Source organism: Leptospira andrefontaineae, assembly GCF_004770105.1.
GTDB classification, from domain to species: domain Bacteria; phylum Spirochaetota; class Leptospiria; order Leptospirales; family Leptospiraceae; genus Leptospira_B; species Leptospira_B andrefontaineae.
On record NZ_RQEY01000026.1, the window covers coordinates 71,973 to 97,471 of the forward strand.

The 25,499-nt window shown below is 41.2% G+C and carries 21 protein-coding genes; 14 read left to right on the forward strand and 7 right to left on the reverse strand.

Features of this window, described 5'->3' with window-relative positions; translation table 11 throughout:
* Positions 1-901: 901 nt before the first annotated feature.
* The 3 genes from EHO65_RS18800 (at position 902) to EHO65_RS18810 (ending at position 2,972) form a co-directional block, all read left to right on the forward strand.
* Positions 902-1,651 (forward strand): YebC/PmpR family DNA-binding transcriptional regulator, encoded by a 750-nt coding sequence (locus EHO65_RS18800; RefSeq protein ID WP_135776086.1) that lies wholly within the window; start codon positions 902-904, stop codon positions 1,649-1,651.
* A gap of 229 nt (positions 1,652-1,880) precedes the next feature.
* Positions 1,881-2,366 carry a crossover junction endodeoxyribonuclease RuvC gene (locus EHO65_RS18805; RefSeq protein ID WP_008593400.1) on the forward strand — a complete coding sequence of 162 codons (486 nt, stop codon included), beginning with the start codon at positions 1,881-1,883 and terminating at the stop codon, positions 2,364-2,366.
* Between the two features lie 15 nt (positions 2,367-2,381).
* Entirely contained in the window at positions 2,382-2,972 is a 591-nt protein-coding gene (locus EHO65_RS18810) for a WG repeat-containing protein (protein WP_135776087.1), read from the forward strand.
* Positions 2,973-2,985: 13 nt separating this feature from the next.
* Here EHO65_RS18810 and crcB read toward each other — a convergent pair whose 3' ends face one another.
* The 3 genes from crcB to EHO65_RS18825 are packed head-to-tail and all read right to left on the reverse strand — an operon-like array spanning position 2,986 to position 4,866.
* The gene (gene crcB / locus EHO65_RS18815; RefSeq protein WP_135776088.1) at positions 2,986-3,342 is read right to left on the reverse strand and encodes a fluoride efflux transporter CrcB; all 357 of its coding nucleotides are present in this window, start codon (positions 3,340-3,342) and stop codon (positions 2,986-2,988) included.
* Positions 3,339-4,115, reverse strand: coding sequence for a type III pantothenate kinase (locus EHO65_RS18820; RefSeq protein WP_135776089.1), 777 nt, complete (start codon positions 4,113-4,115; stop codon positions 3,339-3,341). Before EHO65_RS18820 ends, crcB begins: the two co-directional genes overlap by 4 nt.
* 1 nt (position 4,116) lies before the next feature.
* Positions 4,117-4,866, reverse strand: coding sequence for a biotin--[acetyl-CoA-carboxylase] ligase (locus EHO65_RS18825; RefSeq protein ID WP_135776090.1), 750 nt, complete (start codon positions 4,864-4,866; stop codon positions 4,117-4,119).
* A gap of 170 nt (positions 4,867-5,036) precedes the next feature.
* Between EHO65_RS18825 and EHO65_RS18830 the strand changes: the two genes are divergently transcribed.
* Positions 5,037-8,174, forward strand: a complete 3,138-nt coding sequence (locus tag EHO65_RS18830) for an efflux RND transporter permease subunit (protein WP_244243595.1) — start codon at positions 5,037-5,039, stop codon at positions 8,172-8,174.
* Positions 8,152-9,627, forward strand: a complete 1,476-nt coding sequence (locus EHO65_RS18835) for a TolC family protein (protein ID WP_135776092.1) — start codon at positions 8,152-8,154, stop codon at positions 9,625-9,627. Before EHO65_RS18830 ends, EHO65_RS18835 begins: the two co-directional genes overlap by 23 nt.
* A gap of 34 nt (positions 9,628-9,661) precedes the next feature.
* Here the strand turns inward: EHO65_RS18835 and EHO65_RS18840 are convergent, their stop codons facing one another.
* Entirely contained in the window at positions 9,662-11,425 is a 1,764-nt protein-coding gene (locus EHO65_RS18840; RefSeq protein WP_135776093.1) for an acyl-CoA dehydrogenase family protein, read from the reverse strand.
* A 357-nt stretch (positions 11,426-11,782) separates the two neighbouring features.
* On the opposite strand from EHO65_RS18840, the gene msrB reads away from it, so the two are divergent.
* From msrB to EHO65_RS18855, 3 genes are all read left to right on the forward strand, one after another.
* The gene (gene msrB / locus EHO65_RS18845) at positions 11,783-12,178 is read left to right on the forward strand and encodes a peptide-methionine (R)-S-oxide reductase MsrB (protein ID WP_208744172.1); all 396 of its coding nucleotides are present in this window, start codon (positions 11,783-11,785) and stop codon (positions 12,176-12,178) included.
* A 15-nt stretch (positions 12,179-12,193) separates the two neighbouring features.
* Positions 12,194-13,039, forward strand: a complete 846-nt coding sequence (locus tag EHO65_RS18850; RefSeq protein WP_135776095.1) for an isocitrate lyase/PEP mutase family protein — start codon at positions 12,194-12,196, stop codon at positions 13,037-13,039.
* 108 nt (positions 13,040-13,147) lie between these two features.
* Positions 13,148-14,044 carry an esterase/lipase family protein gene (locus EHO65_RS18855; protein WP_135776096.1) on the forward strand — a complete coding sequence of 299 codons (897 nt, stop codon included), beginning with the start codon at positions 13,148-13,150 and terminating at the stop codon, positions 14,042-14,044.
* Between the two features lies 1 nt (position 14,045).
* Here EHO65_RS18855 and EHO65_RS18860 read toward each other — a convergent pair whose 3' ends face one another.
* Entirely contained in the window at positions 14,046-15,947 is a 1,902-nt protein-coding gene (locus tag EHO65_RS18860) for a CASTOR/POLLUX-related putative ion channel (protein WP_208744163.1), read from the reverse strand.
* Between the two features lie 125 nt (positions 15,948-16,072).
* Positions 16,073-16,684 carry a hypothetical protein gene (locus EHO65_RS18865; RefSeq protein ID WP_135776098.1) on the reverse strand — a complete coding sequence of 204 codons (612 nt, stop codon included), beginning with the start codon at positions 16,682-16,684 and terminating at the stop codon, positions 16,073-16,075.
* 188 nt (positions 16,685-16,872) lie between these two features.
* Here EHO65_RS18865 and EHO65_RS18870 point away from each other — a divergent pair, with 188 nt between their 5' ends.
* Positions 16,873-17,745, forward strand: a complete 873-nt coding sequence (locus EHO65_RS18870) for a hypothetical protein (RefSeq protein WP_244243588.1) — start codon at positions 16,873-16,875, stop codon at positions 17,743-17,745.
* Between the two features lie 6 nt (positions 17,746-17,751).
* Here the strand turns inward: EHO65_RS18870 and EHO65_RS18875 are convergent, their stop codons facing one another.
* Entirely contained in the window at positions 17,752-18,363 is a 612-nt protein-coding gene (locus EHO65_RS18875) for a TetR/AcrR family transcriptional regulator (protein WP_086447102.1), read from the reverse strand.
* Positions 18,364-18,517: 154 nt separating this feature from the next.
* Here EHO65_RS18875 and EHO65_RS18880 point away from each other — a divergent pair, with 154 nt between their 5' ends.
* From EHO65_RS18880 to EHO65_RS18900, 5 genes are all read left to right on the forward strand, one after another.
* Positions 18,518-19,381 (forward strand): thioesterase family protein, encoded by an 864-nt coding sequence (locus EHO65_RS18880; protein WP_135776099.1) that lies wholly within the window; start codon positions 18,518-18,520, stop codon positions 19,379-19,381.
* Between the two features lie 52 nt (positions 19,382-19,433).
* On the forward strand, positions 19,434-20,759 hold the full coding sequence (locus tag EHO65_RS18885; RefSeq protein WP_135776100.1) for a thiolase family protein: 1,326 nt from the start codon (positions 19,434-19,436) through the stop codon (positions 20,757-20,759).
* Between the two features lie 183 nt (positions 20,760-20,942).
* Positions 20,943-22,268: a thiolase family protein gene (locus tag EHO65_RS18890; RefSeq protein WP_135776101.1), complete on the forward strand. Its 1,326-nt coding sequence runs from the start codon at positions 20,943-20,945 to the stop codon at positions 22,266-22,268.
* A gap of 142 nt (positions 22,269-22,410) precedes the next feature.
* The gene (locus EHO65_RS18895) at positions 22,411-22,842 is read left to right on the forward strand and encodes a YiiD C-terminal domain-containing protein (protein WP_135776102.1); all 432 of its coding nucleotides are present in this window, start codon (positions 22,411-22,413) and stop codon (positions 22,840-22,842) included.
* 294 nt (positions 22,843-23,136) lie between these two features.
* On the forward strand, positions 23,137-25,437 hold the full coding sequence (locus EHO65_RS18900; RefSeq protein ID WP_135776103.1) for a neutral/alkaline non-lysosomal ceramidase N-terminal domain-containing protein: 2,301 nt from the start codon (positions 23,137-23,139) through the stop codon (positions 25,435-25,437).
* The last annotated feature ends 62 nt before the right edge of the window (positions 25,438-25,499 follow it).

Sequence of the window (25,499 nt, forward strand, 5' to 3'; positions counted from 1 at the left end):
CTAGTCAATTTATTAGGGACAAAGAGGTCGCATTGGGGGACGAATGGATCGTTTTATGTAAAACGAATGTTATTAATAACAGCTGGATTTTTTGTACAAATTCAGCGACAGATTGTTATACGTTATGCGAAATAGATGGAGATCGAAGAAGGTAATGAAATTATTTTGCAAGTAGAAATCATGTTGGAATTCCAACATAGATTGCAGGTGTAAAAATCGGTTGCTTTTTGTTGAGATTTGTGATACGGGCGATGTATCGAAAGTTTTTACGTGTACCACCGTACCGGCCCCCCCTTCGCAGCGACCCGTAGGGAGCGAGAAGACGACCGTTCCAACGAGTCGGTGACGGAGAGAATCGAGGTCATGCGAGCTTACAGATGAAATGAGCGCGATCCGTTTGATCGAAAGTTTTTACGTGTACCACCGTACCGGCCCCCACCCAAAGCAGGGTGGGGAGATCTTTTTTTTAAAAAATGACCCCATTACACAGTTCATCCTAAACTAGTAGTCGCGGCAGCGATGCGCAGGGCTTTAGTCCGGGCTTGCCCGGATGAGCGCTAATGCGCGAACCCGTAGCAGCGCGGCCCGAGCTAGGCGAGGGAGCCGCCCTGATCATTCTTGTAAAGAGTTTTAAGAATTTATAATATTCTATTGGTCTTTTTATAGTTTTGAATAAGTTGGGAGTTGGAGATTTTTATTAGGTAGGCAGGTTTAGGATTTGCCAAAATGATTTGGCTTTTAGCTTGGATTTCTCCGAGGACGCGGGGGGCCAAAAAGGATGGACAGACTGGAAAAACCGGGTTTTGTTGAAAAAGTAGGACCGGTTTTGGGACCGATTTTTCTATTTCTGATCTTATATATTTTTTAAACCGATCTATTCTTAAATATAAGGGGAAATCTGATGTCCGGGCATAGTAAATGGGCAACGATTAAACGCAAAAAGGACGCTATCGATTCTAAAAGAGGGGCGATTTTCACTAAGGTGGTCAAGGAGATCACAGTTGCGGCGCGTATGGGTGGAGGGGATATTAACACTAACCCAAGGCTTCGACTTGCGGTATTGAAGGCGAAGGCCAGCAATATGCCCAAAGACAATATAGACAGGGCGATCAAAAAAGGAACTGGAGAATTAGAAGGCGTTGTGTATGAAGAATGCCTTTATGAATGTTTCGGACCTGGTGGAACCGCGATCATGGTGGAAGCAGTAACTGATAAAAAAACCAGGACTACGCCTGAGATCAAAAGTATTCTTACCAAGTTGGGCGGTTCTTTGGCGACTACCGGTAGCGTTAGTCGTCTTTTTGAAAGAAAAGGTATTATCGTGATCCCTTCCGATCAAATTTCCGAAGAGGAATTATTTGAATTAGCAGTTGGTGCAGGCGCAGAAGATGTTCAGAATGAAGGAGAGGTTTTCAGAGTAGTGACTTCTCCAGATGATTATGAGCCTGTTCAAACTGCTTTGAATGATAAAGGGATTAAATCGGAAGAATCTGAGATCAAGTTCGTCGCCTTAGTAGGTGCAGAAGTTTCCGATAAGGAAGTTGCAGAAAAAGTAATGAAGCTCATCGACAACTTAGAAGGTCATGATGATGTTCAGGGTGTAAACTCCAACTTCGAACTTTCTCCTGAATTAGAAAAAGAATTCGGCTAGAATTTTTCTTCTGCTTTTTTTCCGAGATCGGTGATCGGCGGAATCTTGTTGGAATTCCAACAAGATTTTGTTAGAGGAAATCGGGTTGCCGATTTAAAGGATTTGTGATAGAGGGAAATTGGCTCTCCCACAGGCCACTCCCCCCACCCGAAGCCGGGCGGGGGCGCCCCTTAAACCCATGTAGGAACTCCTACAACTTACTTAGAAATTTTACTCGGGAGTCTTTTTGGTGAAAATTTTAGGAATAGATCCTGGGTCCCATCGTCTAGGTTATTCCGTTCTCCAAAAAGATAAGTCTGTAATTCGTGTTCTCACTTACGGCACGATAGAGGTTCCGAGCGGAACGAAAAGTCCCGTTAATTTAATCGCTATTCGCAGACAGTTGGACGCAATTTTGGATGAGTATCATCCTGATCTTGCTTCTGTGGAAGAGTTATTTTTTGCCAAGAATAGAACTACTGCTGCAAGAGTTTATGAGGCGAGAGGGGTTGTTCTTCTAACATTAGGAGAGCATAATATTCCTTTAGTCGAACCGACCGCTTCCCAGATCAAGAAAGGTACTACAGGTAGTGGAACTGCAGACAAAAAAGATATTAAAGCCGCTTTAAAACTTCTTTTGGGCCTCGAAAATTTGACTGGGCATGATGATTCCTGGGATGCTATTGCGTCTGCTTATGTAGGTTTCGCGATGAGCGGCTCCTTTAGAAATAAATGATATATTGGAGGATCTATGGATCGAAAAATTTACCCTTTAGTGATCTTGGCTTTTTTGCCTTTGCTTGCTTTCTGCTCTAAAAAAATACAATTAACCGCTTTCGAAGAGAATGGTGTTTATGGTTATAAGGACCAGAATGGAAAAGTCCAGATCTCTCCTCAATATTCGCTCGCTTACGATTTTAATGAGAATGGTGTGGGTTTTTCTTTTAGTAAAGATGGATGGATCTGTATAGATTCTCAAAACAAGGTCTTATTGAATACCTTTACCTTCGACAATGGCCCCGATTATTTTTCAGAAGGTCTGGCTCGATTTGTTGAAAATTCTAAATTCGGTTTTTTTGATGCTTCTTGTAAGAAGGTGATCTCAGCGAATTATGATTTTGCTTTTCCGATCCGAGAAGGTTTTTCAATCGTTTGTAACGGTTGTAAGTCGGTGAGCGACGGAGAACATTCTACGATCGAAGGTGGAAAATACGGTTTGATCGATAAAGCTGGAAAGATTGTAGTTCAAGTCGAATATGATTTCCTTTCGGAAATCAATCCGGAGACTAAAACATTACTCGGATCTAAGGGCGGCTCTAAACAAGAGATCCGCCTTCCTTAAGATCGATCACTTCTTATTTACTTAAATATACTCCTATGAGCACGGCGGCGATACAAACTGTCGTGCTAAGAAGTATATATGCAAAAAAACTAAAATAACTTCCTGATTGGAGTAGTTTCAGGTTTTCTAAAGCAAAAGCCGAGAAGGTCGTAAATCCTCCGCAAAATCCTACTGTTGCAAATAATCTGATTTCTTCAGAGATTTTTCCTTGGGATAATCCGAAAAATATTCCGATCAGCAGTGAACCTGCTATATTTACTACAAATGTAGAAAGAGGGAATATGCCGAAATCTTTAGGGATCGTTTGAGATATCATGTATCTACAAACTGATCCTAAAAATCCTCCTAGCCCTACGATTAGGAGATTCATTTTGCATTATCTTCGTATAAGATTTGTAGTCCTCTTAAAGTAAGCAGAGGCTCTATTCTATCAAAAATTTTAGGATTCGCCGCATGGATGGTGGTTACTAGTCCACCGGTCCCGATCACTCTATAATCATTTCCATGCGCTGCTCTAACTTCTTTGATGATCCCTTCTAAAAGACCGATCCATCCAAAGAAAAATCCTGCCTGTATAGATTCTATAGTAGAATCTCCTAATATTTTAGAAGGAGCTTGGAATACGATCGGAGGTAATTGTGCAGTGTTTCTGGTCAGAGCATCCATAGAACCTTTAAGTCCTGGGGCGATCACTCCTCCCAAATAATCAGGAGTATCATCTACAACACAGAATGTGGTAGCAGTTCCTAAATCTATGATGATTGATTTGCCGGGATGATCCTTTACCGCGGCGGCTGCGTTTACTAATCTATCAGCGCCTATCTCAAAAGGTCGGGGATACTTGATCCCGAAAGGCAACTTCATCTGATACTGAACTCTGATCGGTTCTATCTGAAACCAATCCTGTATCATTCTTTCTATGATAGGATTCAACTGAGGAACCACAGAAGAATAGATTCCGCCTACAATTTGGCTGCTATCTATTTCGAATTCTCGGAGGAAACCTTTGAGATAAAGTCCCATTTCATCGGAAGTTCTATCTCTTCGAGTAACTGTTCTTCTATGAAAAATCGGCTCTTTGGAACCGTTCTTATAAATACCAAAGACAGTGTTGGTATTCCCAACGTCGATTACTAGGATCATTCTATCCCAAGGACCTAAAATCCTCGGGGCTGTCAATGAATTCGACCATGTTTCCGACCGAGGTCCGGGCTAATAATTTTCCTTCTTCATTCACTCCTAACAAGGTTGCGGTTTTTTGTTCTCCACTTTCTGTCCAGGCAATCGTTTCTCCCTTCCAAAGAAGTTTTTCATTGATGAATTCTATTCTTTTGTCTCCGTCTGAAATTGCTAATACTGCATCGTTTAGAAGTGGAAGTAATGTTTCTAAAAATCGGGTCCTTCTTCCTTTTTCGTTTTGGTCCCTAGTGACAAATCCTGCGTCGCTCAGATAATCCGGAATTTCAGTGCCATACAGATTGGCTCCAATACCCAAGATCCAATCCCAAACTTCTCCTTCTTTTTCCGTTTCTATCAATATACCGCAGACTTTCTTTCCATTTAAATAGATATCGTTCGGCCATTTGATCCTAAGATCTTTTTTGCTGGCAGAAGGATATACGGACAAAATTGCCTTTGCTACCGCGACTCCAATATATAGGGAGAATAGTCCGGGAGAAGATAGGTTGGAATCAGAGGAAAATTTGCCTGAAAAAATAAAAGGTTCTTCTCCCAATATGCTCCAGGTTTTTCCTTTTCTGCCCCTTCCGGAAGATTGAAAATCCGCTAGGATCCAAGACCCTGGTGGGAATTCCTTACCTTTTAGGATAGTATTCGTAGAACCTGCTTCCGAGAGAAATATTCCTTTTTCGGGATCCAATAATTGAAACGACATGAGTTCTGTTTAGTACACTTTTCCGATCCTTCGGACAAGAAAAAATCTGGCACTTGCACGAAAAAGACAGGTCCTATTACTAAACAAAAATTCCTCCCTACAAATATATATAGAAAGAGGTTCCTTTGAAACTTTCTGAGGTTTCTATTCGCAATCCAATTTTCGCATGGATGATGATGGCAGCTATCATCCTGTTAGGAAGTATCGGCTTCTCCCGTATGGGTCTTTCCCAGATGCCAGATGTGGACTTCCCGATCGTAAACGTTACCCTTAACTTGACGGGGGCAAACGCTCAGGTTATGGAGACTGACGTTGTCGATCCTATCGAAGAAGTTCTAATGACTGTCCAAGGTGTTGTAGAAGTTCGTTCCGTTTCTACCGACGGTTCGGCGACCATCACTGTGGAGTTGGAACTTAAACGAGACGTGGATGTTGCCGTCCAAGAGATCCAAACTAAGATCGCTCAGGTAAGTAATAAACTTCCGGATGATCTGGATCCCGCGATCATCATGAAATCTAATCCGGATGACCAGCCGATTATCTGGGTTGCATTAACTGCTCCAAACAGAAGTGACCAAGAGAAGATGATCTTCGTAAAGACCAGGCTCAAGGATAAGTTCCAAGAAATTCCTGGAGTAGGGGAGATCATACTCGGCGGTTATGTGGACCGTACAATCAATGTGTTCTTGGATCCGATCCGTCTCTTGAGAGCTGAACTTACAGTAAACGATATCATCAATACATTAACGGAACAGAATATAGAAGTTCCTTCCGGAAGAGTACAAAATAAACTTTCTGAAGTTTCCTTAAGGGCGGTGGGAGATGTTCCAACTGTAGAACAATTTTCTAATATATATATCAACTCCAGAAGTGGCGCCGCTATGTTCCGCCCGATTCGTTTAAGAGAAGTCGCCAAGATCGAAGATGGTTTGGATGAGATCAGAAGAATTTCCAGATTTAACGGAGTTTCTTCAGTCGGCCTTGGGATCAAAAAGATCAAGGGTGCAAACGCTGTAGATGTCGGGGATCTTGTAAAGGAGAAGGTAGAAGAACTTAAGCCGACTCTTCCTCCCGGATTCGAGCTGAATATTTCCAATGATAATACCACTTTTATCAGAGACTCGGTTCACGAATTAGTTTTTACTCTTATACTTTCTGCGGTGCTTACAGGAATTGTATGTAGATTGTTCTTAGGAAATTGGAGTAGTACTTGGAACGTTCTTCTTGCAATTCCTACTTCTGTGATGGGAACTTTTTTGATCCTATATTTTGCAGGTTTTACATTAAACACATTCACATTACTCGGACTCTCTTTAGCGACAGGTATAGTTGTGGATGATGCAATTATGGTACTGGAAAATATCAGTAGGCATAGAGAATCCGGAAAAACTTGGTTTCAGGCGTCGTTGGATGGAGCATCGGAGATCAGATTCGCTGCATTAGCCGCAACACTTGCAATCATTGCAATATTCCTTCCCGTTGCGTTTATGTCTGGGATTATAGGCCGTTACTTTTTGGAGTTCGGAGTTACAGTTTCAGTAGCGGTGGCTCTTTCTCTTTTTGAAGCATTAAGTTTTACTCCTATGAGGGCTTCTCGTTATAGAGAGAGTAAGGAGGCCCAGAAAAAACAAAAATCCAAATCACCGTTCACCTTACCTGCGGATACTTTCTTTTCTAAACTTAAGAATGTCGCGGATCGTTTTTCCTTTTTCAAAAGAATGGATCCAGTCATAGAAAACTTTTTACAATTTTCGGAAAGGATCTATGGGAAAGTTTTGGAATTTGTAATTCGTAAACCTGGAACAGTGATCGTTTCTTCTATTCTATTTTTCGCATTCTCCCTTATATTTTTGTTTTTATTGAAGAAGGAGTTCATTCCTCCCCAAGACATGGGAAGATTTATTGTCAGAGCAAAAATGCCTATAGGTTCTTCTATCATTCGTACAGATGAAGCAATGAAGAAGGTGGAAGGTTATCTCAGTTCTCGCCCAATCGTGGAAAAATACATGAGCAACGTAGGTGGAATGGGAGGAACAGAATCCAATACAGGTATGTTCTTCGTCACCATGAAGGATATGGGGAAACGTCCTAAGAGTAAAAAGACGGGAAGAGAGATCACTCAATCGGAAGTGTTTGGGGAATTCAGAAAGAACCTGAAAGAACTTGTGCCCGAAGCAAAATTCTCCGTCCAAGATCTTTCTCAAAGAGGTTTTAGCGCGGGAAGAGGTTATCCGGTCGAGTTGGTTTTGACCGGACCCGATTGGGCAACACTCGCAAAACTTTCGGATTCTATCCGAGAAAAATTAGATTCTTCTAAAACGATTTTGGATATAGATACCGATTACGTTTCCGGACAACCGGAAGTGAAAATCCTTCCGAATAGAGAAGCAGCCGCAGTTCGCGGTGTGAGTATGGCGAATATCGGTAATACCATCGGACCTTTGATGGGAGGACGTAACGTAAGTCGTTTTACTGAGAATGGTAGAAGTTTCGATGTAAGAGTCAAAATAGACAAGGACAAAGGAGAAAGTACGGATATTATTCCTAATATCGGTGTTAGGAACACTTACGGAGAGATCGTCCGTTTGAAAGACGTCTTAGTCCTTCAGGCAACAAACACTCTTAAAAATATCACCAGAGTGAATCGAGACAGATCTATTAAAATTTTTGGAAACCCTCCTAAGGAAAAAGGGCAAACCTGGGCGACAAGCGAAGCAATTCGTATCGCAACTGAAATGCTTCCTGAAGGTTATCATGTAGAAGTTACAGGTTCTGCAAAGACCGCTTCCGATTCGCAGTCCAGTTTGTCGGGTGCTCTAATTTTAGGGATCATCATGTCTTTTATGATCTTGGCAAGCCAGTTCAATAGTTTGAAACAACCTTTCTACATTCTTCTTTCCATGCCGTTTAGTTTTTCAGGTGCGTTAATCGCTCTTTGGATAGCTGGTCAGTCCTTCAATATGTATAGTTTTATAGGATTAATTTTGCTATTGGGACTTGTGAAGAAGAACTCAATTCTCTTAGTGGAATTTGTAAATCATGTCAGAAGTGAAGGGAAGAATATTGCGGATGCTATCAGGATCGGTTGCCCTGTCCGTTTAAGGCCGGTGCTGATGACGACATTCTCTTCGATTGCGGCGGCTATTCCTCCTGCTTTGGCGTTGGGGCCGGGAGCGGAAACTAGGATCCCAATGGCGATTACAATCTTGGGTGGCCTGATCGTTTCTACATTGATCACTTTGGTGGTCGTCCCTGCCGCTTATTATCTTATGGAAAATGAGAAAGATGAAGTTCGTAGATACTCTTAATAATTATAAAAAAATAATATTCTCTATTCTTGCCTGTTTCTTAGTCTGGGAATGTGCTTCCAGTCCGGAAGTGAAGGTTGCAGATGGAGTAGTCGAAGATAGTTTAAAAAATATTACCGGGATCACCACTCAAGATGTGGAGAAAACAATCGCAAAGGATACATTCGGTCTGGACGATCTGTATATTCTCGCGGTAGAACGAACGGAAAGAATTGCCTTAAAGAACGAAGCTACCGAGCAGGCATTAGCTCAGAAGGATAAAGCATTCGCCGGTTTTATGCCTACTCTTTCCTATGTGTTTAACAAATTCTATTCGGTTCCTGGTCATACACAGCAGCCTTCTATTGTAGATAATTATAAAACATATAAGGCGATCCAAAGCGGAGACCCTCTTTCTTTATTACCGTCTTCCAGTTCCGGAAGTAATCTTCCTCCTACAGTGGGGGCGGGTTCTCGTTTGCTACTTAGCATTCCGATCTCTGCGGGACTTTCTTCTTACCAAGATTATAGAGCCTCTAAAAGTTTGGCAGAGCAGAGAAGGTTAGAAGCAAAACATGAAGCAGGAAGAATGTATCTGGAAATTGCACAGGCATACTTCAACTTTTTACAATTGGAAGAAAGTGTTAAAATTTCCCAAGAAGCATACGAGTTGAACCAAGACTCCTTACAGGAAAGAAAAAGAATGTATGCGGTAGGAAGGATCATGAGATCCGATCTTCTGAATTCAGAGACGAGCCTTTCTAATGCCGAAGCAGTTCTTGCAGATGCAAAATTCCAATTAGAACAGGTGCGTATCACATTAGCTACCATGGTGGGTTATGAAAAACCGATCTCTGTCGCAGGATTCAAAGCAGAATTGGAACCGATCCCAACTGGTATGGAACCGGAAGAATATTTAGCAAAAAGATATGATGTTCTTTCTGCGTATCAAAGTGTTAAGGTTGCGGATGCGCAAAAGGACAAGGCCTGGGTGGGTTTTGCTCCTACAATCGCATTAAATAATTATTATTCTTTTCCTTATCCAGGCCAAACACACTCCAAGGATGTCACGGCTCAGTTGCAGATTACAATGCCTTTGACCCCGTTTTCGCAAATGGCAGACCTAAAAGCAGCAGACTCCGCAAAAAAACAGGCGAAATTAACCGCTTCTCAAACGAGAAGAACTGCAACTCAGGAAATCCGTAATGCTTTTGAAAGTTTTAAAAATTCTCAAAAGATTTTAGCGATCTACCAAAAGGCATTTGTATCCGCCCAAGAAACTTCTCAAAGCCAGGCAAGCGGATATCGTTCCGGTAGAAATAGCAGGATCGAAGCGATTGCCTCCAGAATTGCGATGTTGAATGCGGAGATCACTTATCGCAAAATGTTACACCAACATTCTTTGAATCGTATTGCTCTTGGAGTTGCGATTGGAGAAATTCCACATCTTCCTGGAGAAAAAAAGGAAGAATAAACAAACGGCCGACGATTGCCGGCCGTTCCACTTTTTAAACTGCTGCTGCAGTTTGCCTATTTGCTCTTTCAAGACGTAATAGATTTCCTTCTGCGATAGCTAAGGAATCTATATTATAATCTTGCGAATGTTTGGTTCTCTGTTTTTTCAGATCCCCGTCCACTTGGCCTATAGATTTTTCTAATAGCATTCCAGCTACGAATCTTGCAGCGATTTCCACGGTTTCGAAAGCGAGTTCGTCTTTTGTAAAACCATCTCCTATCGATTTATAAGAATGAACTGCTTGTTCCAATTTTTCCCAAAGAGATCTAATATCTGTAGAAGGAGAAAATTTGGACATTTCTTCTTCCGCATATGCTCTTAGTTGTCCGCTTGTTGCCATTCCGGAAACTACACCGCCGATCGCCGCTACGATCTGCAATTGAGTAGTACCTTCGTAAATTGTAGTGATCCTACTATCTCTGTAGATCCTTGCCACATCGTAATCTTCGGTGTATCCACTTCCTCCGTGGATCTGGATCGCGTCTGATGCAAGAGCCACACAACCTTCGGAAGCGTAATATTTACTCATTGGAGTGAATAAGTCTGCGAGTTTTTCCCAACGACGGATTGTCTCGTCTTGGTTTACATCTCTCTCGCTCTTACCTTCTTCTTTGAGCATTCTTTCTTTTCTCCAATGATAAAGATCGATTGCTCTTCCTGTTTCGGAAACAAGACATCTTGTGGCTAAAATTTCCCTTTCCATCTTGTCCAAAATTTTTCGGACTGCGGGGATCTTCTCTATCGGTTTACCGAATTGTATTCTTTCAGAAGCGTATTTTTTTGCTTCGAAATAGGCAGCAGTTCCGATTCCTAAAGATTGAGTTGCAATCGTAAGCCTTGCAGCGTTCATCATTCCCATAGAATATTTTACTAAACCGTAACCAGTTTTTCCGATCAATACCCCAGGAGAGTTTTCAAAAACAACTTCGCAGGTAGGAGAACAATGTAGTCCCATTTTATGTTCTATTCCTGCAACGTGAACGTCTTTACCTTGTACTAAGAAGAAAGAAAGACCTCTTGCCCCACTTTCAGGACTTCCGGTTCTGGCTAACGTAAGAATTACGGAAGGAGAATCCACATAACCGCAAGCATGAGTGATAAAACGTTTTGCTCCGTTAATTTTCCAAGTTCCATCAGCCTCTTGAGTTGCGCGAGTTTGCACATTGGGAAGATCCGAACCATAATTAGGCTCGGTTAAAGCCATAGCGGCGCTGAATTTTCCTGCGGCGATTTGAGGCAACCATTCGTTGCACATTTCGTCGGATGCGAATCTTTCCATGATCTCGACTATATTAATATTTCCATATGCTAGGCAGAATGCCGCATCCGCTCTGGCAGCTATCTCGCACATCATGGATTGTACAGTTGCAGGTAAACCTAAACCTCCATATTTTCTGGAGATGGATATAGGCATAAGTCCTGCATCCTTTAAAGTTTTATAACATTCTTCTTGTGCTTTTGGGAATGTGACTTTGCCGTTCTCGTATTTTAAACCTGTTTGGTCCATTTCCTTGCTACGAGGAGCTACAAAATCTCCCATAATTTCTCCCAAAGCATCCACAGTAGATTTATAATAATCTATCGCTTCTTGCACTGTAGAAGGTGCATATGCAAATCTGTCGTCGTTAGTCTGCTTGTATTTGGCCGCATCGTGGAAATCGCCTTCGTATGCTGCTACGATCTCCTTCCAATCTATAAGATTATCAAAATGAGTTTGTAAGTCGGTATTATCCTGGAAGTAGTTTCCTTGAATCATATGTATGCTCCCTGTCGCTTAAGGCCTTTAGGTGTACTGCTTTATTAAGCTTGTGTCAAGTATTACCCACACTTACTTCTTAGAATAGAAACTTTGGTTTGTAATACGAACAAAGAAGAAGGAACCGAACAGGTGTTTGGAACAATGTTTGAGCTTTACAACTCGAATAACACATAATTTAATTCTTTAAGACCACGGTTTAAAAGTAACCTTTTCGGTAAAAAACCGAAGTATCCGGCGAGGAATAGAACCATGAATAAAATCGGGCTAGGCATCGGTTTTTTATATTTATTAGGGATCGTTTTGTCAGGATGTTCCGAATCTGTAGGAGCTCCGAAAGAGAAGAAAGGAGGTAAGATGAAATACGAAGTACAGAAGTCAGAGGAAGAATGGAAAAAAGTCTTAAGCCCTGACCAATATCGGATCATTAGAGAAAAAGGAACAGAAAGAGCATTTACCGGAGAATATTATTATAATAAAGAAAAAGGAAAATACCTTTGTGCTGCCTGCGGTGCTGAGTTATTTAGCTCGGATACAAAGTACGAATCCGGAAGCGGATGGCCTTCTTTTTATAAACCTGCTGCAGAAAAGTCCGTCCAATCCGAAACAGATACAAGTCACGGTATGACCCGTACAGAAGTTCTATGCTCCAGATGCGGAGGGCATTTAGGACATGTATTTCCTGATGGTCCTGAACCGACTGGGCTCAGATATTGTATCAATTCCGCTTCTTTAAAATTTAAAAAAGATTAATATTCAAAGGAAAGTATGTCTTCTGCACAAAACAGATTAGGCGAAATATTTCGAAATCTACATTCTAAAGATATCTTTGTAATGCCTAATGCATGGGACGCAGGAAGCGCTCGTATGTTGGAAGGTGCAGGGTATTCTGCGATTGGAACTACAAGTGCCGGTATCGCTTTTGCGGCAGGGCTACCGGATCACCAGATCATGAGCAAAGAAGACATGCTTGCCGAAGTAAAATCCATTGTGGATTCCGTAGGAATTCCTGTTAGCGCAGACCTGGAGGGCGGCTACGGGATCCAATCTTCTCAAGTTGCTGAAACTGTAAAACAAGCCATAGACATCGGAGTGGTTGGATGTAATATAGAAGATCTAAGCGGGGACCCTTCTTCTCCTTTATTGGATATCAAACTTGCTACGGAAAGAATTCATACGATTAGAAAGGCCGCAGATCAAAGTGGTATTTCATTTACTCTTACTGCAAGAACGGATGCCTTCTTAACGAATCATCCGAATGCAATGGAAGAAGCGATTGTTCGTTGTAATTCCTACAGAGAAGCAGGAGCAGATTGTCTTTTTATACCTGGGATCGGAGATCCTAAAACGATCGGTACATTAGTAAATTCTATAAATGGCCCGTTGAATGTAGTCATGGGCTTAAGTCATAATCAACTTACGGTTGAGGAATTGAGATCTCTTGGGGTCCGAAGAATTAGTATAGGCGGAAGTCTTGCGCGAGCCTGTTTTCATCTCATCAGACAGGCTGCGCTTGAAATAAAAAACTCAGGCACATTCACCTATGCCGATCATCAGTATTCTCATAAAGAATTATGCGATTTTTTTGCGGAATACGAGACCAAAACAAAATGACATTCTCCTACATTTCGTCGAGTAGAAGGGCATAAAATTCTGTTTGCGCCTCGGGGCTGAGAATGGATTCTACCGTAGGGCGGGGTTTTCGCCCGCGGCAGAAATAGAATGAAGAGAGACCATCTTACTTACCTTCCTGAAAAAGGGAATATCCGTCCTGTAATCGTACAACATTTAGCCGAGATCTATCATCATATATATTATTTTTTCTGTCATATCCTGGGGATCTTTATCGAACTTCCGGATCATACCGAGGGATATAAACGTCCTATCGTATGTGTTTCCGGATTTTTAGGAAGAGGCCTGACTTGGACCGCGATGCGCAAACATCTAATCTCCCTTGGGCATCCGGTATATGTGGTTCCACTCGGGTTCCAAACAGGAAATATCCGTAAAAAAAGTAAGATACTTGAGAATTTCCTAATAGAGAAGAATATCAAAGACTGTTATCTGATCTGTCACTCTATGGGAGGACTCATAGCTGCAGGTTTAAGTTATAAAGGAAGAGACCGGGTCCGAAAAATTTTCGTGGTAGGATCTCCTATGCATGGAACTTATATGGCTTACCTCGCTCCAATCTTCCCTTGCACTTGGCAGATGATGCCCGGATCCAAATTAGTGAAGGAAGTTGTAGAAACTTATTCAAAATTTCATAATGTACAAGCAGTCTTTACAAAGGGAGAAGGTATTGTCCGTCCTTGGGAAAGCGCTACCCTCGGCCATTTTGATGATGTAGAGATCCCTGAATACGGGCATCTGAATTTATACTTAGGGCCACTAGGAATAGAGTGTCTCGGTTCCTTAGTCACTTCGGAAGAGAAAAAGGATCCACTTCCAATCAAACAAAAGCCAGTTGCTAAGGAAGAAGTAAAGAAAGAAGCAGTTAGCTCTGCTCCTTCTAAAAAAACATCTTCTAAAACTGCTGCGACTAAGAAAGCAAGCCCAGCTAAAAAGAAAAAAGCTAAGCCAGCCCCTAAAAAAGCAAAACCTAAGAAGAAACGTTAAACTAAGCTTGATCCTCCGATAAAACGATCAAAGAATCCGATTCGTGTAATGTAAAAAATTCCAATTTATCGGGGATCAGATATACTCCATAACCTTTGGACTCATCTGTTTCTTCTGAGACGATCCGTATTCCAAAACAGGTTTCCTTTCTTTGTTGTGCAGCTAACATACAATCCGCAAAATTTACACGTTTTGGAAAATCTTCGAAATATAAGAATGCAGGTTTAAGATAGATCTCGCTTCCATCCGGATCAAATAAGCTATCGTAAACTCTCATTACATCCGGTTCTTGAGAAACTTGAGCCATCATTTTAGAAACGAATTGATTTGAGATCAGGAAATCCTTTACTCCTGTTTCCAAAACTAATTCAGTATTTTCAGAATTCATGATCTCAGTGATCAACTGAGTTTCCGCCTTCTTTCCCCCTGCTTGGTGTTTCTTTTTAAAATATTGGCGAAACCTTAAAAGAAGAGAAATAGTCCTTGCGTCTACTTCTTCGATGTTCTCTTTCTCCTCGGCTAGGAATATTACGGAATCATACTGTTCTGGAGAGAGTTTTTCCAAAATACCTTCTTGGGAAAGGTTTGCGATCAAGGATCTAAGTTTGATCTGCGGATATTTTGTCTTCAGTTTTGCGAGAGCGGACTTGATCTCTTCGTTGGATTCATGGATTAAAAGATCAATTTCGGAGTCGGGAGATGAAAATTTCGCATATTCATCCACGATAATCTTACTTTTAGAATTCCAACCGACGATCAATTGTTTGTCAATTGGCTGGGATAAAGTAGTATTCGGATAAGAAAGTGCCGCAATCACAGCCACAGGTTTATCATCGAATTTGATCTTAGAATCATCTTCAGCAAGAATGATTGCATCTTCTTCATTTTCAGGTGAATACTCAGGATCTGGATTTAATACGATCTCTCCATTATTTTTTCTAAAACCAAATGGGACCGATTCCTTGAATCTAAATGAAATTTCGGAATAGTTTAAACCTCTCCAACCATTCTTAGGTTTATAAAAATAGATCTCATTTCCTTCAAAACCTACTAGATTGGAATATACGATCGCAAGACCGGAAGTCCTGGACGTTTGAACAAGTAATTTAGAAAGAATACTTCTTTCATCCATTACCTGAACAGATTCGGAAAGGTCCGAGGCAATATTTCGATTCTCTAATCCATGAAGTTCAGCAACGATAGGAGGAAGTCCGGATTCTCCGTTTAATGCAACAAGTGCCATGATGGACTTTAATACTTTCGCATCTCCGATCGATTTACCTTCTTCCGACTCTTCAGAACCGGAAGGATTTAGTATGATGATACTTTTTGCTTTGGAAGCATTTACTTTTTTTAAGGAATTAAGATGAGAAGGTAATCCGGATCTTGTGATAATTTTTGTGGTCTTAGTATCCTCCAGATTTTCGGATAGGAAATCATCCATTTCTTCTTTGTCTTGATCGGCAAGTATAACAGCGGCTCTTCCTGATTCGGAAGAGTTCGCTTCTATCAATTCTCTTAATATTTCGATCGTACGAATCCCGAATCCTAAGATTAGAGTATGATTCGATTCTAAAACCTCACTTTTTCCTTTTCTAAGTTCTTGTATTTTCTGATCGAATTGGTTTGTGATAAATGCAACTAAACTGGAGAATAAGACTAAACCTGAAAATACACTTAAGATTCCTGTAATCTTATTGAACCAATTGGATTCTCCATCTTCTGCAACTGCTCCTGCGTCGGAGATCTGCAAGAATACTCTCCATAAGAAATCACCTGATTCCTTAATGGATTCATCCGGAAATAAGAATGCCCCAAGGATCCGTACTAAAGATAAAAGTACGAATGCTCCTAAGAATAGGGTCATCAGCGCCGCAAATACGGAACCTCCTCCCTTGGACATAAAGTTATCGAAATGGTAACGGAACTTTTTGTAAATGCTGGGCTTCTCTCTCATAAGGGGAGAAGAGTGAAGAAAGAATTATTTATTTCCAGCGGAAAAATATTTTGTCCGGAAAATCTATAAACCTAAAGCCCGTTTACACAACTCGCGGAATTAAATATGTAATTGTAATTTCGGATCGTTCCAGTCACGTTCACCGTCTCCGAAAAATTGGATTTGTTTCGGAGTGGTCCGGAAACGGTTCCTGTAAGTGGACCACTCACTGCATCCGGATCGTTGACATAAGCTTGTTCCAATTGGAAGCTATCATCAAAGTTTTCATACACATTGGAACTGGAATCGGTAAATTCAAAAACAAGTCCTTGGCTTAAAACCATAATGCCTGTCTCATCTGGAATTTCTATATAAACGCGTTCGGAAGAATTCGCACGCCAAGGCTGAGGAAACGGTGAAATGTCTCCAGACTGATTATAATTAGGGTGCCGCATGGAAACATTGGAATGCAGAAGGTAACTGACTGCATCCACTTCAATGTTCAATTGACAATTGGGACAGGTACTTGCATCAAAAGACATTGCTAGGCAGAGAGGATTATACCCTCCTTTATTGGAGTCATCTTCCAAAAAATCCAATTTTAAAAGGGAACATTGCAAGGAGAATAAAAGTAAAAAAACCCAAAATGGGAAAAGGTCTTCAAAAGGCCTTAATAAGTTGGAAAATGTTTTGTTTCCGCGCATACGATAAGTATAACGTTCTTTTCTTTTCTCAGACAGGGCTATTTGAAAAAAATATCCCAATTATAGAATTATTTTAAGGACGAATTGATCGCAGAAAATGTTCATCCCTGAACCTGATTTATAATCAATCTAAATCCGAATATTTACGAATCTGGATATAAGATTTTGACCGACAAAATCCCAGGAATGTGAAATACTCGCTCGATCAGATTATGGCTCGTATCCTGCTCTTTTTTCTAAGTAGTTTGTTTTTTCTATTCTACTGCAATTCTCCCCAAGTAACCGCATACCAGGAGCATAGCGAACATCACGAATTTATCGGTAGTTGTTTGGATTTCTTAGCGGGAAGCGATTCTTTTGTTCCTTTAACGGATGCAGTTGCCTTGGATGAATTGCGACATTCCGCTGAGGAACATGCATCTAATAGTGTGATCATCGGAGATTTGTATTACGATTTAAACCAGAAAGAAGGAAAACATTTCTATCTGGAAAGTGACGACTCGATTATATATCATCGCCCAAAATCGGTTGTGCTTGGAGGCTGGGAAATGATCCAGCATCTATGCGCTCGTCATATCCGACATGAAATAGAAAGAGGATTTGCGAGATCTTCTTCCATTGTAAGAAAGGATCCGGCTTCTATTAGAGAGGCAGAATCTCTTGCAGAAAAAAATCTGATCATCTATCTAAAATTCGCCGAGGCTTCCAAAGGTAAGCCGAGTCATATCAGAAATTTCCTTTTTATTCCTGTTTCTAGATTTTTGAAGAGTGGAGGGGGGATTTATTTTCCTTCCTGCAACTTGATGGATAAGATGAAGGATCCTATTCTTTCCGGATTACAGAGTGCAAAAAGGAATCCAGAAACGATGACTGCTTGGACACAGATGATGTTGGCAGTTACGAACTTCTCAGCAATTCATATGCAAGATTGTAGGGTTAGTGTGGGAAGTCCTCTAAAACTTTTGCAGGTCGAAAAAACGGAATTAAGAGACGTATTAGAGGAGCCTCAAAAAAATAAATCGGTCTCTAAAATTAAATTCGGATCTAATGCTAAAAAATGAATGCGATCATTTTGCAGTATATTCGTCGAAGATCTCTCTGAGACTATCTTCCATTTCACGAATATAACGTAGGTCTTTGGTCATTCTCCATAGAGTGATTGAACCGTGATACGCCATCAACACTCTTCTGGAAACATATTGAATATCCATCGTTCTGGAAAATTGTCCGGAAGCTACGGCGCGACTAAGATAATCTCGGATCATCTTAGTCCATTTTTCTGCGATACCTTTTAGAAATTCTGTATATTCAGGATCCGCATCCATAACTTGATTTGCAAAACCTGCAAACGGATCTCCAAAAAATTCATGATGACGGATCTGCCTTTCTTTCAAGATCACCCAAGCTCTTAAAAATTCTTGGACCTCCGGATATCTTTCCATGAGAGAAGCTAAATCAGAAAGAGTCTTTTCTTCTTGGCGAGCAAGGTAGGCGATGCCCAATTCCTTTTTAGAAGGAAAATGATCGTAAAGACTCGCAGCAACTGAACCGGATTCTTGAATAATCTGTCTCATTCCGGTATTGGAGAATCCCTGTTTATAGAAAAGATCTGTCGCAGTGTCTAGAATTCTTTCTCGGACACTGGCCCCGGAATCTCTTTTTTTTCTCTGAGCGGTCATGTGCTTAAATACGTTATTTTTTCAGTATTGCCTTAAAAACCTCGTTTCGTCAATAGAATTTGGGTTTAGCGTATAAAAAACCAGAACGAACGTTCTGTATTTTTTTATTGCCCCGATTTCCCAGGGGTCTAAGCTAGTGTCAGGACGGTTCAAAATGTCGGTAACGGAAAAAGAACAAGTCAGAACAAGATTTTCGGATCTAGATACACAAAGGCATACCACTAGCAGGACTTATGAAGACTCTTGTCTAGGGGATAGATACCGTATCTTAGAAGAAGCGGGCTATTCTTGGAAAAGAATGATCGAAGAATCAGTTCGATTACAAACCGTCGGGGCAGATATACGCTTTCTTGCCCAACAAATGGAAAATACAGAATTATCCATACGTACCAGTTACCGTTCCGGTCAAGACGGACTATTGTCCTTCTCCCAAGAAGTTTTGGATCCAAACGGAAAAGTTGCCGCAGAGATTAGAACATTGGCAAGAACGGAGAAGGATGGGAAACCATTCCAGCTCCTCGCAGCTCAAGATCCCTCCGAAGAAATTCTCTCTTCATTCGAATCTGTACCTTCCTTTTCCGGATCTTGCGAGCGCACACTTGCAGAAAGAGATCTTTTTTTCTGCGAACGAAATCCGTTCGGCGACTACAATCCTTCTCATTATTGGAGACTATTGGAAGAAGGTCGCTGGAATTTTACTGCAGAATGTGGACTGAGCTTGGAAGATCTGGTCGCAATGGACACCACACTTTTCTATATGGGCGGAAAAATACGTTATCGTAAACCTCTTGCTGCAGGAAGAAGAGCCAAGATACAAACCTGGATTCATAGTTTTGATAAAATTTGGAGCCGCATGAGACAAGAAGTCAGCGACTCTGAAACTGGAGAGATCCTGGCAGAATCCATGGACGATCTACTCGTAGTATCCGTAAGCAAGTCCAGGCCTAAAAAACCGGGAGAGGATTTGCTGAAAATATTCGCAAGGGTCACCGAGTTTCCTGAGGGAGCCTCCAAATGAAATATTATCTTATTCTAATGAACGTACCAAATAAAAGGTCTGGAGAAAGACAATGAAACTCGATCAAAAATTGGCGATTTGTACGCCAAGAAGAACTCCCTTCGCTCAAATTGCGAAAGCTTTAGGACCCTATCCTGGCCATCACTTAGGTCGTATAGTGGCTGAAGACATTATTGCAAAGAGTGGAGTTAAAAAAGATCAAATCGACGGAATCGTAGTTGGAGAAGGTTTCTCTAACGCTCCGAACTCCGCGAGAGTGATCGCTAACCTAATCGGACTCAGAGACGAAGTTCCTTCGATCACTGTTTCTAATAACTGTGTATCCGGAATTGAAGCTCTTTCCGAAGCTGCTCGCCGTATCGTTCTTGGAGAAGGTGAACTTTTCCTAGTAATCGGAGAAGAGTCCCAAACTTCTATGCCTTTCGTTGTAAAAAACGCAAGATTGAACAAGAAAGCAGGATCTTTGGATAAACTGAAAAAACTTCTTCCTGACAATCTTCCAGAAGGTGTTGAACTTAGAGACACTCTTGAGGACGGACTCGGTGACGGAGAAACTTCTTACGGAATGCAAGTAACTGCTGAGATCCTTGCTCAGAATTACGAACTTTCTCGCGAGATCACTGACAAATTAGCTTTCGAATCTTTCAAAAGAGCATTAGAAGCTTCTAAAGCAGGAAAATACGCTCCATTCATTATCCCAATGAAAGACGAAGACGGAACTGAGCTTACTATCGATGAGGCAGTTGGACTTCGTGAAGGACTTGTTGAAAATCCAAGCCGTATGGGAAGAGCAATGCTTCTTTTTGAAAACCCTCAAATGAAATTTGATGAGTTCAAAACCAAGTATTCCAAATATCTTAAAAAATCTCACGGACCAACCGTTTCTATCTTCAACGCGAGCCCTCGTTCTGATGGAGCAGCTGGTGTTATCTTAACTACTGTTGAAAAAGCAAAAGCTCTTGGATTAAAGATCGAAGCAGTTCTTTCCGGATGGAAAATGTACGGTGTAGATCCCAACTTGATGGGAATCGGACAAGCTTACGCTACCGAAGCACTTCTTAAAGACACCGGAGTTAAGATCGAAGACGTAGACTACGTTGAGATCCACGAAGCATTTGCAGCTACTGCAGTTGCGGCTCTTGTTCAAATCGAAAAAGATACCGGTTGGAAATGGGAGCAAAAATTCGACGAGAAGAAGATCAACCCTAACGGTGGATCTATCGCTATCGGTCACCCATTCGGAGCTACTGGTATCCGTTTGGTGAGCAACGCGATCATGGACCTTCAAGAAGACCCTAAAGCTAAGAAAGTGGTTCTTACTGCTTGTGCTCACGGTGGAATTGCAGGAGCTATGCTCATCGAAAGATTCGAAGGTTAATTCTTAACTTCTTGAATTGAATGAAACCCTGGAGAAGGAAACTTCTTCGGGGTTTTTTTATACCTAAATATTTTATATGAGTGGGCATCGAAATATTTTGCTTTTAATCTTCCGGGTTTTATGGTCTAAATAGTGTATATGCACCAATGAAAAATTTTCGAAATTATAGTCGGGAGAAAAACGATGAAACTCGAAACTAAACTGGCAATTTGCACACCTTTAAGGACTCCATTCGCACAGATCGCAAAAGGATTAGGGGCCTATCCAGCTCATCATTTAGGAAAGATCGTAGCTGAGAGTATTATCCAAAAAAGTGGGATCAAAAAAGAAGATATAGACGGTGTCGTAGTTGGAGAGGGTTTCCCAAGTTCTCCGAATCCCGCTCGAGTAATCGCAAATCTGATCGGACTAAAGGATGAAATTCCTTCTATCACACTTTCCAATAATTGTGTATCCGGATTAGAGGCTATCTCGGAAGCCGCAAGAAGGATTATCTTGGGAGAAGGAGAAGTATTTCTTGTGATCGGAGAAGAATCCCAGACTGACATGCCTTTTATTGTAAAAAATGCACGTCTTAACAAGAAAACTGGATCATTAGAAAAATTGAATAAACTCTTGCCTGATAGTCTTCCTGAAGGAGTTGAACTTAGAGATACCCTGGAAGATGGTTTAGATGATGGGGAGAACTCTTACGGAATGCAGGTGACTGCAGAGATCCTTGCCCAGAATTACGAATTGTCTCGTGAGATTACGGATAAGGTGGCATTCGAATCATTCAAACGAACTTACGATGCTTCAATGGAGGGAAGATATGAACCCTTTATTATCCCTGTAAAAGACCAAGAAGGAAATATGCTGAAAATTGATGAAGCTGTTGAACTCAGAAAAGGTCTCGTAGAAAATCCAAGTCGTATGGGAAGAGCAATGCTTCTATTCGATAATCCTCAAAGCAAGTTTGAGGACTTTAAGAAAAAATACGGCAAAGATCTGAAGAAAACTCATGGACCAACAGTTTCTATCTTCAATGCAAGTCCTCGTTCCGATGGAGCAGCAGGAGTGATCATCACCACTGTGGAGAAAGCTAAGGCTCTTGGATTAAAGATAGAAGGGTTACTCTCCGGATGGAGAATGAAAGGTGTTCATCCGAACCTGATGGGACTTGGACAAGCAGTTGCCACAGAAGGTTTATTGGAAGATCTACATCTTAAATTAGAAGATATGGATTATGTAGAGATCCATGAAGCTTATGCTTCTACTGCAGTTGCAGCTATGGAACAGCTGAAAATGGATACAGGTTGGGATTGGGAGAAAAGATTTGATGAGAAAAAGATAAATCCTAACGGCGGATCCATTGCAATTGGACACCCTTTCGGAGCCACAGGAGTTCGTTTGGTGAATAACGCGATCATGGATCTACAGGAAGATCCTAAAGCAAATAAGGTGTTACTCACCGCATGTGCTCATGGAGGAATAGCCGGCTCCATGTTGATCGAAAGGTATCAAGCTTAATTCGAAAATGAAGACCCCGAAGGATGAACTCTTTCGGGGTTCTATTACTGGAAGTTCGTTTTACAAACGAATCTAAGAATAAATCGATATTCTACTTTCTTTTCGATTTGATATAAAACGAACAAAATTTCTTACTAGGTATATGACAGAGAAATTCGACGTTTTATCCATACCATTCAACGTACATATCCAACTTTCTAGACCTAAACAGGGAGAAGATGCTCTCTTAGTCATGGAAGACAAACCTATCTACAAAAACCATGTAGGCTCAGGACACGCAGCAGCATTATTCGCTCTCGCAGAAGGAAGTGGAGGGGAGTATTTACTTTCCAAAGTAGCTTCCCTTCCATTCGAGATTATTCCTGTAGTTCGCAAGTCCGAAGTTAAATATAAAAAGCCGGCCCAAGGCAGAGTAGTTTCCAAAGGTGTTATTGATGAAGCAGAATGGTCCGCGTTTATGGCCCAGCTTGAAAAAAAGGGAAGGGCAGGACTTACTGTAGGAGTGGAACTTTTTGACGAAACTCAATCGAATGTAGCAAGCTTCAGTTTCGATTGGTTTATTGCTAAAAAATAAAATCCTTTTAATAAGATCTGATATCGGCCCAAGTAAAGGATACGAAGAATGTATTCCTGCTTGGGCTGTTTTATTATAGAACCGCCAATCTCGCAGCCTCACTTACATCGATGTACCGATCACTTATATTTTAATTATAAAATTATCCAATGACTGATGCTCAATGTTCGAAATAAATTCAAAACTTGTAATGCTTTTTTCGAACGTATGTGTGTGATTACATCTTTTTCAAAAATCGTTTGACCTTCTTTTAATTTCGGTTAACCCACTTTGTGAACTGTGGAGGCAAGGGAAATGAAAAATAAACAAATGAAATTTTTAACCCTAGCAATGACTCTGATATTCATCCTAACCGGTTGTGATCAGAAGTCGGACGACGATAAATTACTAGAGCTGGCTGTTTCTTCTAATGGAGTAAAAGTATCCGGCTCTAATCCTATTCTGAATAGTCTCGCGTTACCTACATCTACTCCTGCGGATGTGTTTTTGGTAGGTGCGGCAAAGACTGATATTACCGGACCATTTGTGCAATCAAGCACTGGATATAATAGTCCTGGTGATCAGATGTCTGGTTTAGCTATGCGACTTTATTCTAGAACCTTCGTGATTGAACGTCCGGGTGGAGCCAGGGTTGCCATTGTTACCAACGATATGATCCATATGTACCAAAGTGTAAAGATGGGTGTCGTTAAAAAATTACAGGCCGACGGTTATGGATCTGCGTTTAATAATGATAATATTCTTCTATTCGCGACCCATACACATTCCGCTCCTTCTAATATTTCTTGGTACACATTATTCAATCTGTTCAACGGAGTGATCGGTTTTGATAAGGTTCACTATAATATAGTAGTGAATGGAATTGCAGACTCCATCAAGGCGGCATATAATAATAGAAGAGAGGCAAGGATCAAATTTGTAGCGGGAAATCTTTCTAACTTTGCGAATAATAGATCCTCTGCTGCGTATGCCTGGAACTTGGATAAAGCAAATTATTCTTCGAATATTAATGAAACAATGAGTTTGCTTCGTTTCGAAGGCACGGATGGTTCTCCGATAGGATTACTGAATTGGTTTGCGGTTCACGGAACTTCTCTTGGAATTACAAATCGTAGGGCACACGGAGATAATAAAGGTTACGCTTCTTACTTAGCGGAAAATACATTTGGTGGAAACTTTGTGGCTGCATTCCCTCAGGGGCCGATGGGAGATGTGAGTCCGAATACTCCTGATCCTTCCGATATTACAAAACCATTTTTAAGACCGAATGACATAGATCCAAGCCTGGATGCTCTGGAAAATCCTATTGTTCATGGAACAAAACAAGGAAGTAGAGCATTAGAATTATATAATGCGGCAACTATCACACTTACCGGGAATATTGGTTATAGACATTCTCATGTAGTTTGGAATAATAAAGTTGCTGTAGATCCGTCCTATATCGGAACCTTCTCCATGCCTTGGGATGTGAACTCGGGAAATACAACCTGTGTGGCTACAATCGGTGGTGGATTTTTGGCAGGAGATGAAGAAGGAGCTCCTGTAGAATTCGCAAAAGAAGGAGAGATCCGAAACAATTTCGTATTCGAGAATGGTGCTTGGGTTAAAAAGAATTATTCTTTGACCAACTTGAGCGGAGCTGCTCAGATTTTAGGATATCTTTGGCCTCTTGCTCAGTTGGCATTGGGTTCCACAAAGTATGAGGCATGTGATAAGGAAAAATTCACTCTTCTTCCAGTGGGAGAAGTGGACACGTTCTGGTTTCCAAATCCTCAAGTTCCTTTTGTTCCAGTAGTTCTTCCATTGCAAGTGATCACTATAGGCAATACTGCGATTGTGGCTTCTCCTTTCGAAGTAACAACGAATGCTGGACGAAGATTGAAAGCAAAGTTAACTACAACTCTTGCTCCTGCGGGAATCTCCAATGTTGTTGTGGGAGCAATGGCGAATGCTTATGCTCAGTATCTAACTACTCGTGAAGAATATTCCGCCCAGAACTTCGAAGGCGGATTCACTGCTTACGGACCGTGGGCAAATGCAGCGTTGATCCAAGAGTTCGATAGGATCGCAAAAGATATAGTTGCGAATCGTTCTACGAGTGCCGGACCCAATCCTCCTGATCTTTCAAACCAACAGTTTATACAAACTTGGTTATCCCAAAACGGTATCGTGAATGATGGAGGGGATTTTGGAAAAGTTCTGACGGATACAAATTCTTCCTACAACAGAACTAAGGATACTGTTATTGTGAAATTCCAAGGTTCACATCCAAGAGTGGTCCAAGATAAAAAACTGGATGGATCCCTTTCTTCTTTTTATGATCCGAATACTTATACGTATTTAGAGATCCAAAAGAAAAACGGAAGCTCTTGGACTACTGTTGCTAACGACAATAATCCGTATACGGCTTATGATTGGGCAAGAACAGGTGGAGATCTTTCCGCTACATCCGAAGTGACTATCACTTGGTTGATCCGTAGTCAACAAGCTGGTACTTATCGGGTCGTATACAACGGTTTGGCGAAACAGTTCTGGGGAATTTTCTGGACTTACAAAAAATTCACCGGCACTTCTAAAGAGTTTGTTTTGCAGTAAAACGATCTTCTTTTAAAAAACCGGTTTATGACCGAAAGAATATCCCGGAAACGGATAGACCT

What these genes read in the sequence shown, in the direction of transcription:
- EHO65_RS18890 (WP_135776101.1), top strand. Translation starts at nt 20,943, where the DNA reads ATGAAACTCGAAACTAAACTGGCAATTTGCACACCTTTAAGGACTCCA.
- EHO65_RS18825 (WP_135776090.1), bottom strand. Translation starts at nt 4,866, where the DNA reads ATGTCGTTTCAATTATTGGATCCCGAAAAAGGAATATTTCTCTCGGAA.
- EHO65_RS18880 (WP_135776099.1), top strand. Translation starts at nt 18,518, where the DNA reads ATGTCGGTAACGGAAAAAGAACAAGTCAGAACAAGATTTTCGGATCTA.
- EHO65_RS18855 (WP_135776096.1), top strand. Translation starts at nt 13,148, where the DNA reads ATGAAGAGAGACCATCTTACTTACCTTCCTGAAAAAGGGAATATCCGT.
- EHO65_RS18800 (WP_135776086.1), top strand. Translation starts at nt 902, where the DNA reads ATGTCCGGGCATAGTAAATGGGCAACGATTAAACGCAAAAAGGACGCT.
- EHO65_RS18860 (WP_208744163.1), bottom strand. Translation starts at nt 15,947, where the DNA reads ATGTCCAAGGGAGGAGGTTCCGTATTTGCGGCGCTGATGACCCTATTC.
- EHO65_RS18810 (WP_135776087.1), top strand. Translation starts at nt 2,382, where the DNA reads ATGGATCGAAAAATTTACCCTTTAGTGATCTTGGCTTTTTTGCCTTTG.
- EHO65_RS18840 (WP_135776093.1), bottom strand. Translation starts at nt 11,425, where the DNA reads ATGATTCAAGGAAACTACTTCCAGGATAATACCGACTTACAAACTCAT.
- crcB (WP_135776088.1), bottom strand. Translation starts at nt 3,342, where the DNA reads ATGAATCTCCTAATCGTAGGGCTAGGAGGATTTTTAGGATCAGTTTGT.
- msrB (WP_208744172.1), top strand. Translation starts at nt 11,783, where the DNA reads ATGAAATACGAAGTACAGAAGTCAGAGGAAGAATGGAAAAAAGTCTTA.
- EHO65_RS18820 (WP_135776089.1), bottom strand. Translation starts at nt 4,115, where the DNA reads ATGATCCTAGTAATCGACGTTGGGAATACCAACACTGTCTTTGGTATT.
- EHO65_RS18830 (WP_244243595.1), top strand. Translation starts at nt 5,037, where the DNA reads ATGATGATGGCAGCTATCATCCTGTTAGGAAGTATCGGCTTCTCCCGT.
- EHO65_RS18875 (WP_086447102.1), bottom strand. Translation starts at nt 18,363, where the DNA reads ATGACCGCTCAGAGAAAAAAAAGAGATTCCGGGGCCAGTGTCCGAGAA.
- EHO65_RS18895 (WP_135776102.1), top strand. Translation starts at nt 22,411, where the DNA reads ATGACAGAGAAATTCGACGTTTTATCCATACCATTCAACGTACATATC.
- EHO65_RS18850 (WP_135776095.1), top strand. Translation starts at nt 12,194, where the DNA reads ATGTCTTCTGCACAAAACAGATTAGGCGAAATATTTCGAAATCTACAT.
- EHO65_RS18885 (WP_135776100.1), top strand. Translation starts at nt 19,434, where the DNA reads ATGAAACTCGATCAAAAATTGGCGATTTGTACGCCAAGAAGAACTCCC.
- EHO65_RS18865 (WP_135776098.1), bottom strand. Translation starts at nt 16,684, where the DNA reads ATGCGCGGAAACAAAACATTTTCCAACTTATTAAGGCCTTTTGAAGAC.
- EHO65_RS18900 (WP_135776103.1), top strand. Translation starts at nt 23,137, where the DNA reads ATGAAAAATAAACAAATGAAATTTTTAACCCTAGCAATGACTCTGATA.
- EHO65_RS18835 (WP_135776092.1), top strand. Translation starts at nt 8,152, where the DNA reads ATGAAGTTCGTAGATACTCTTAATAATTATAAAAAAATAATATTCTCT.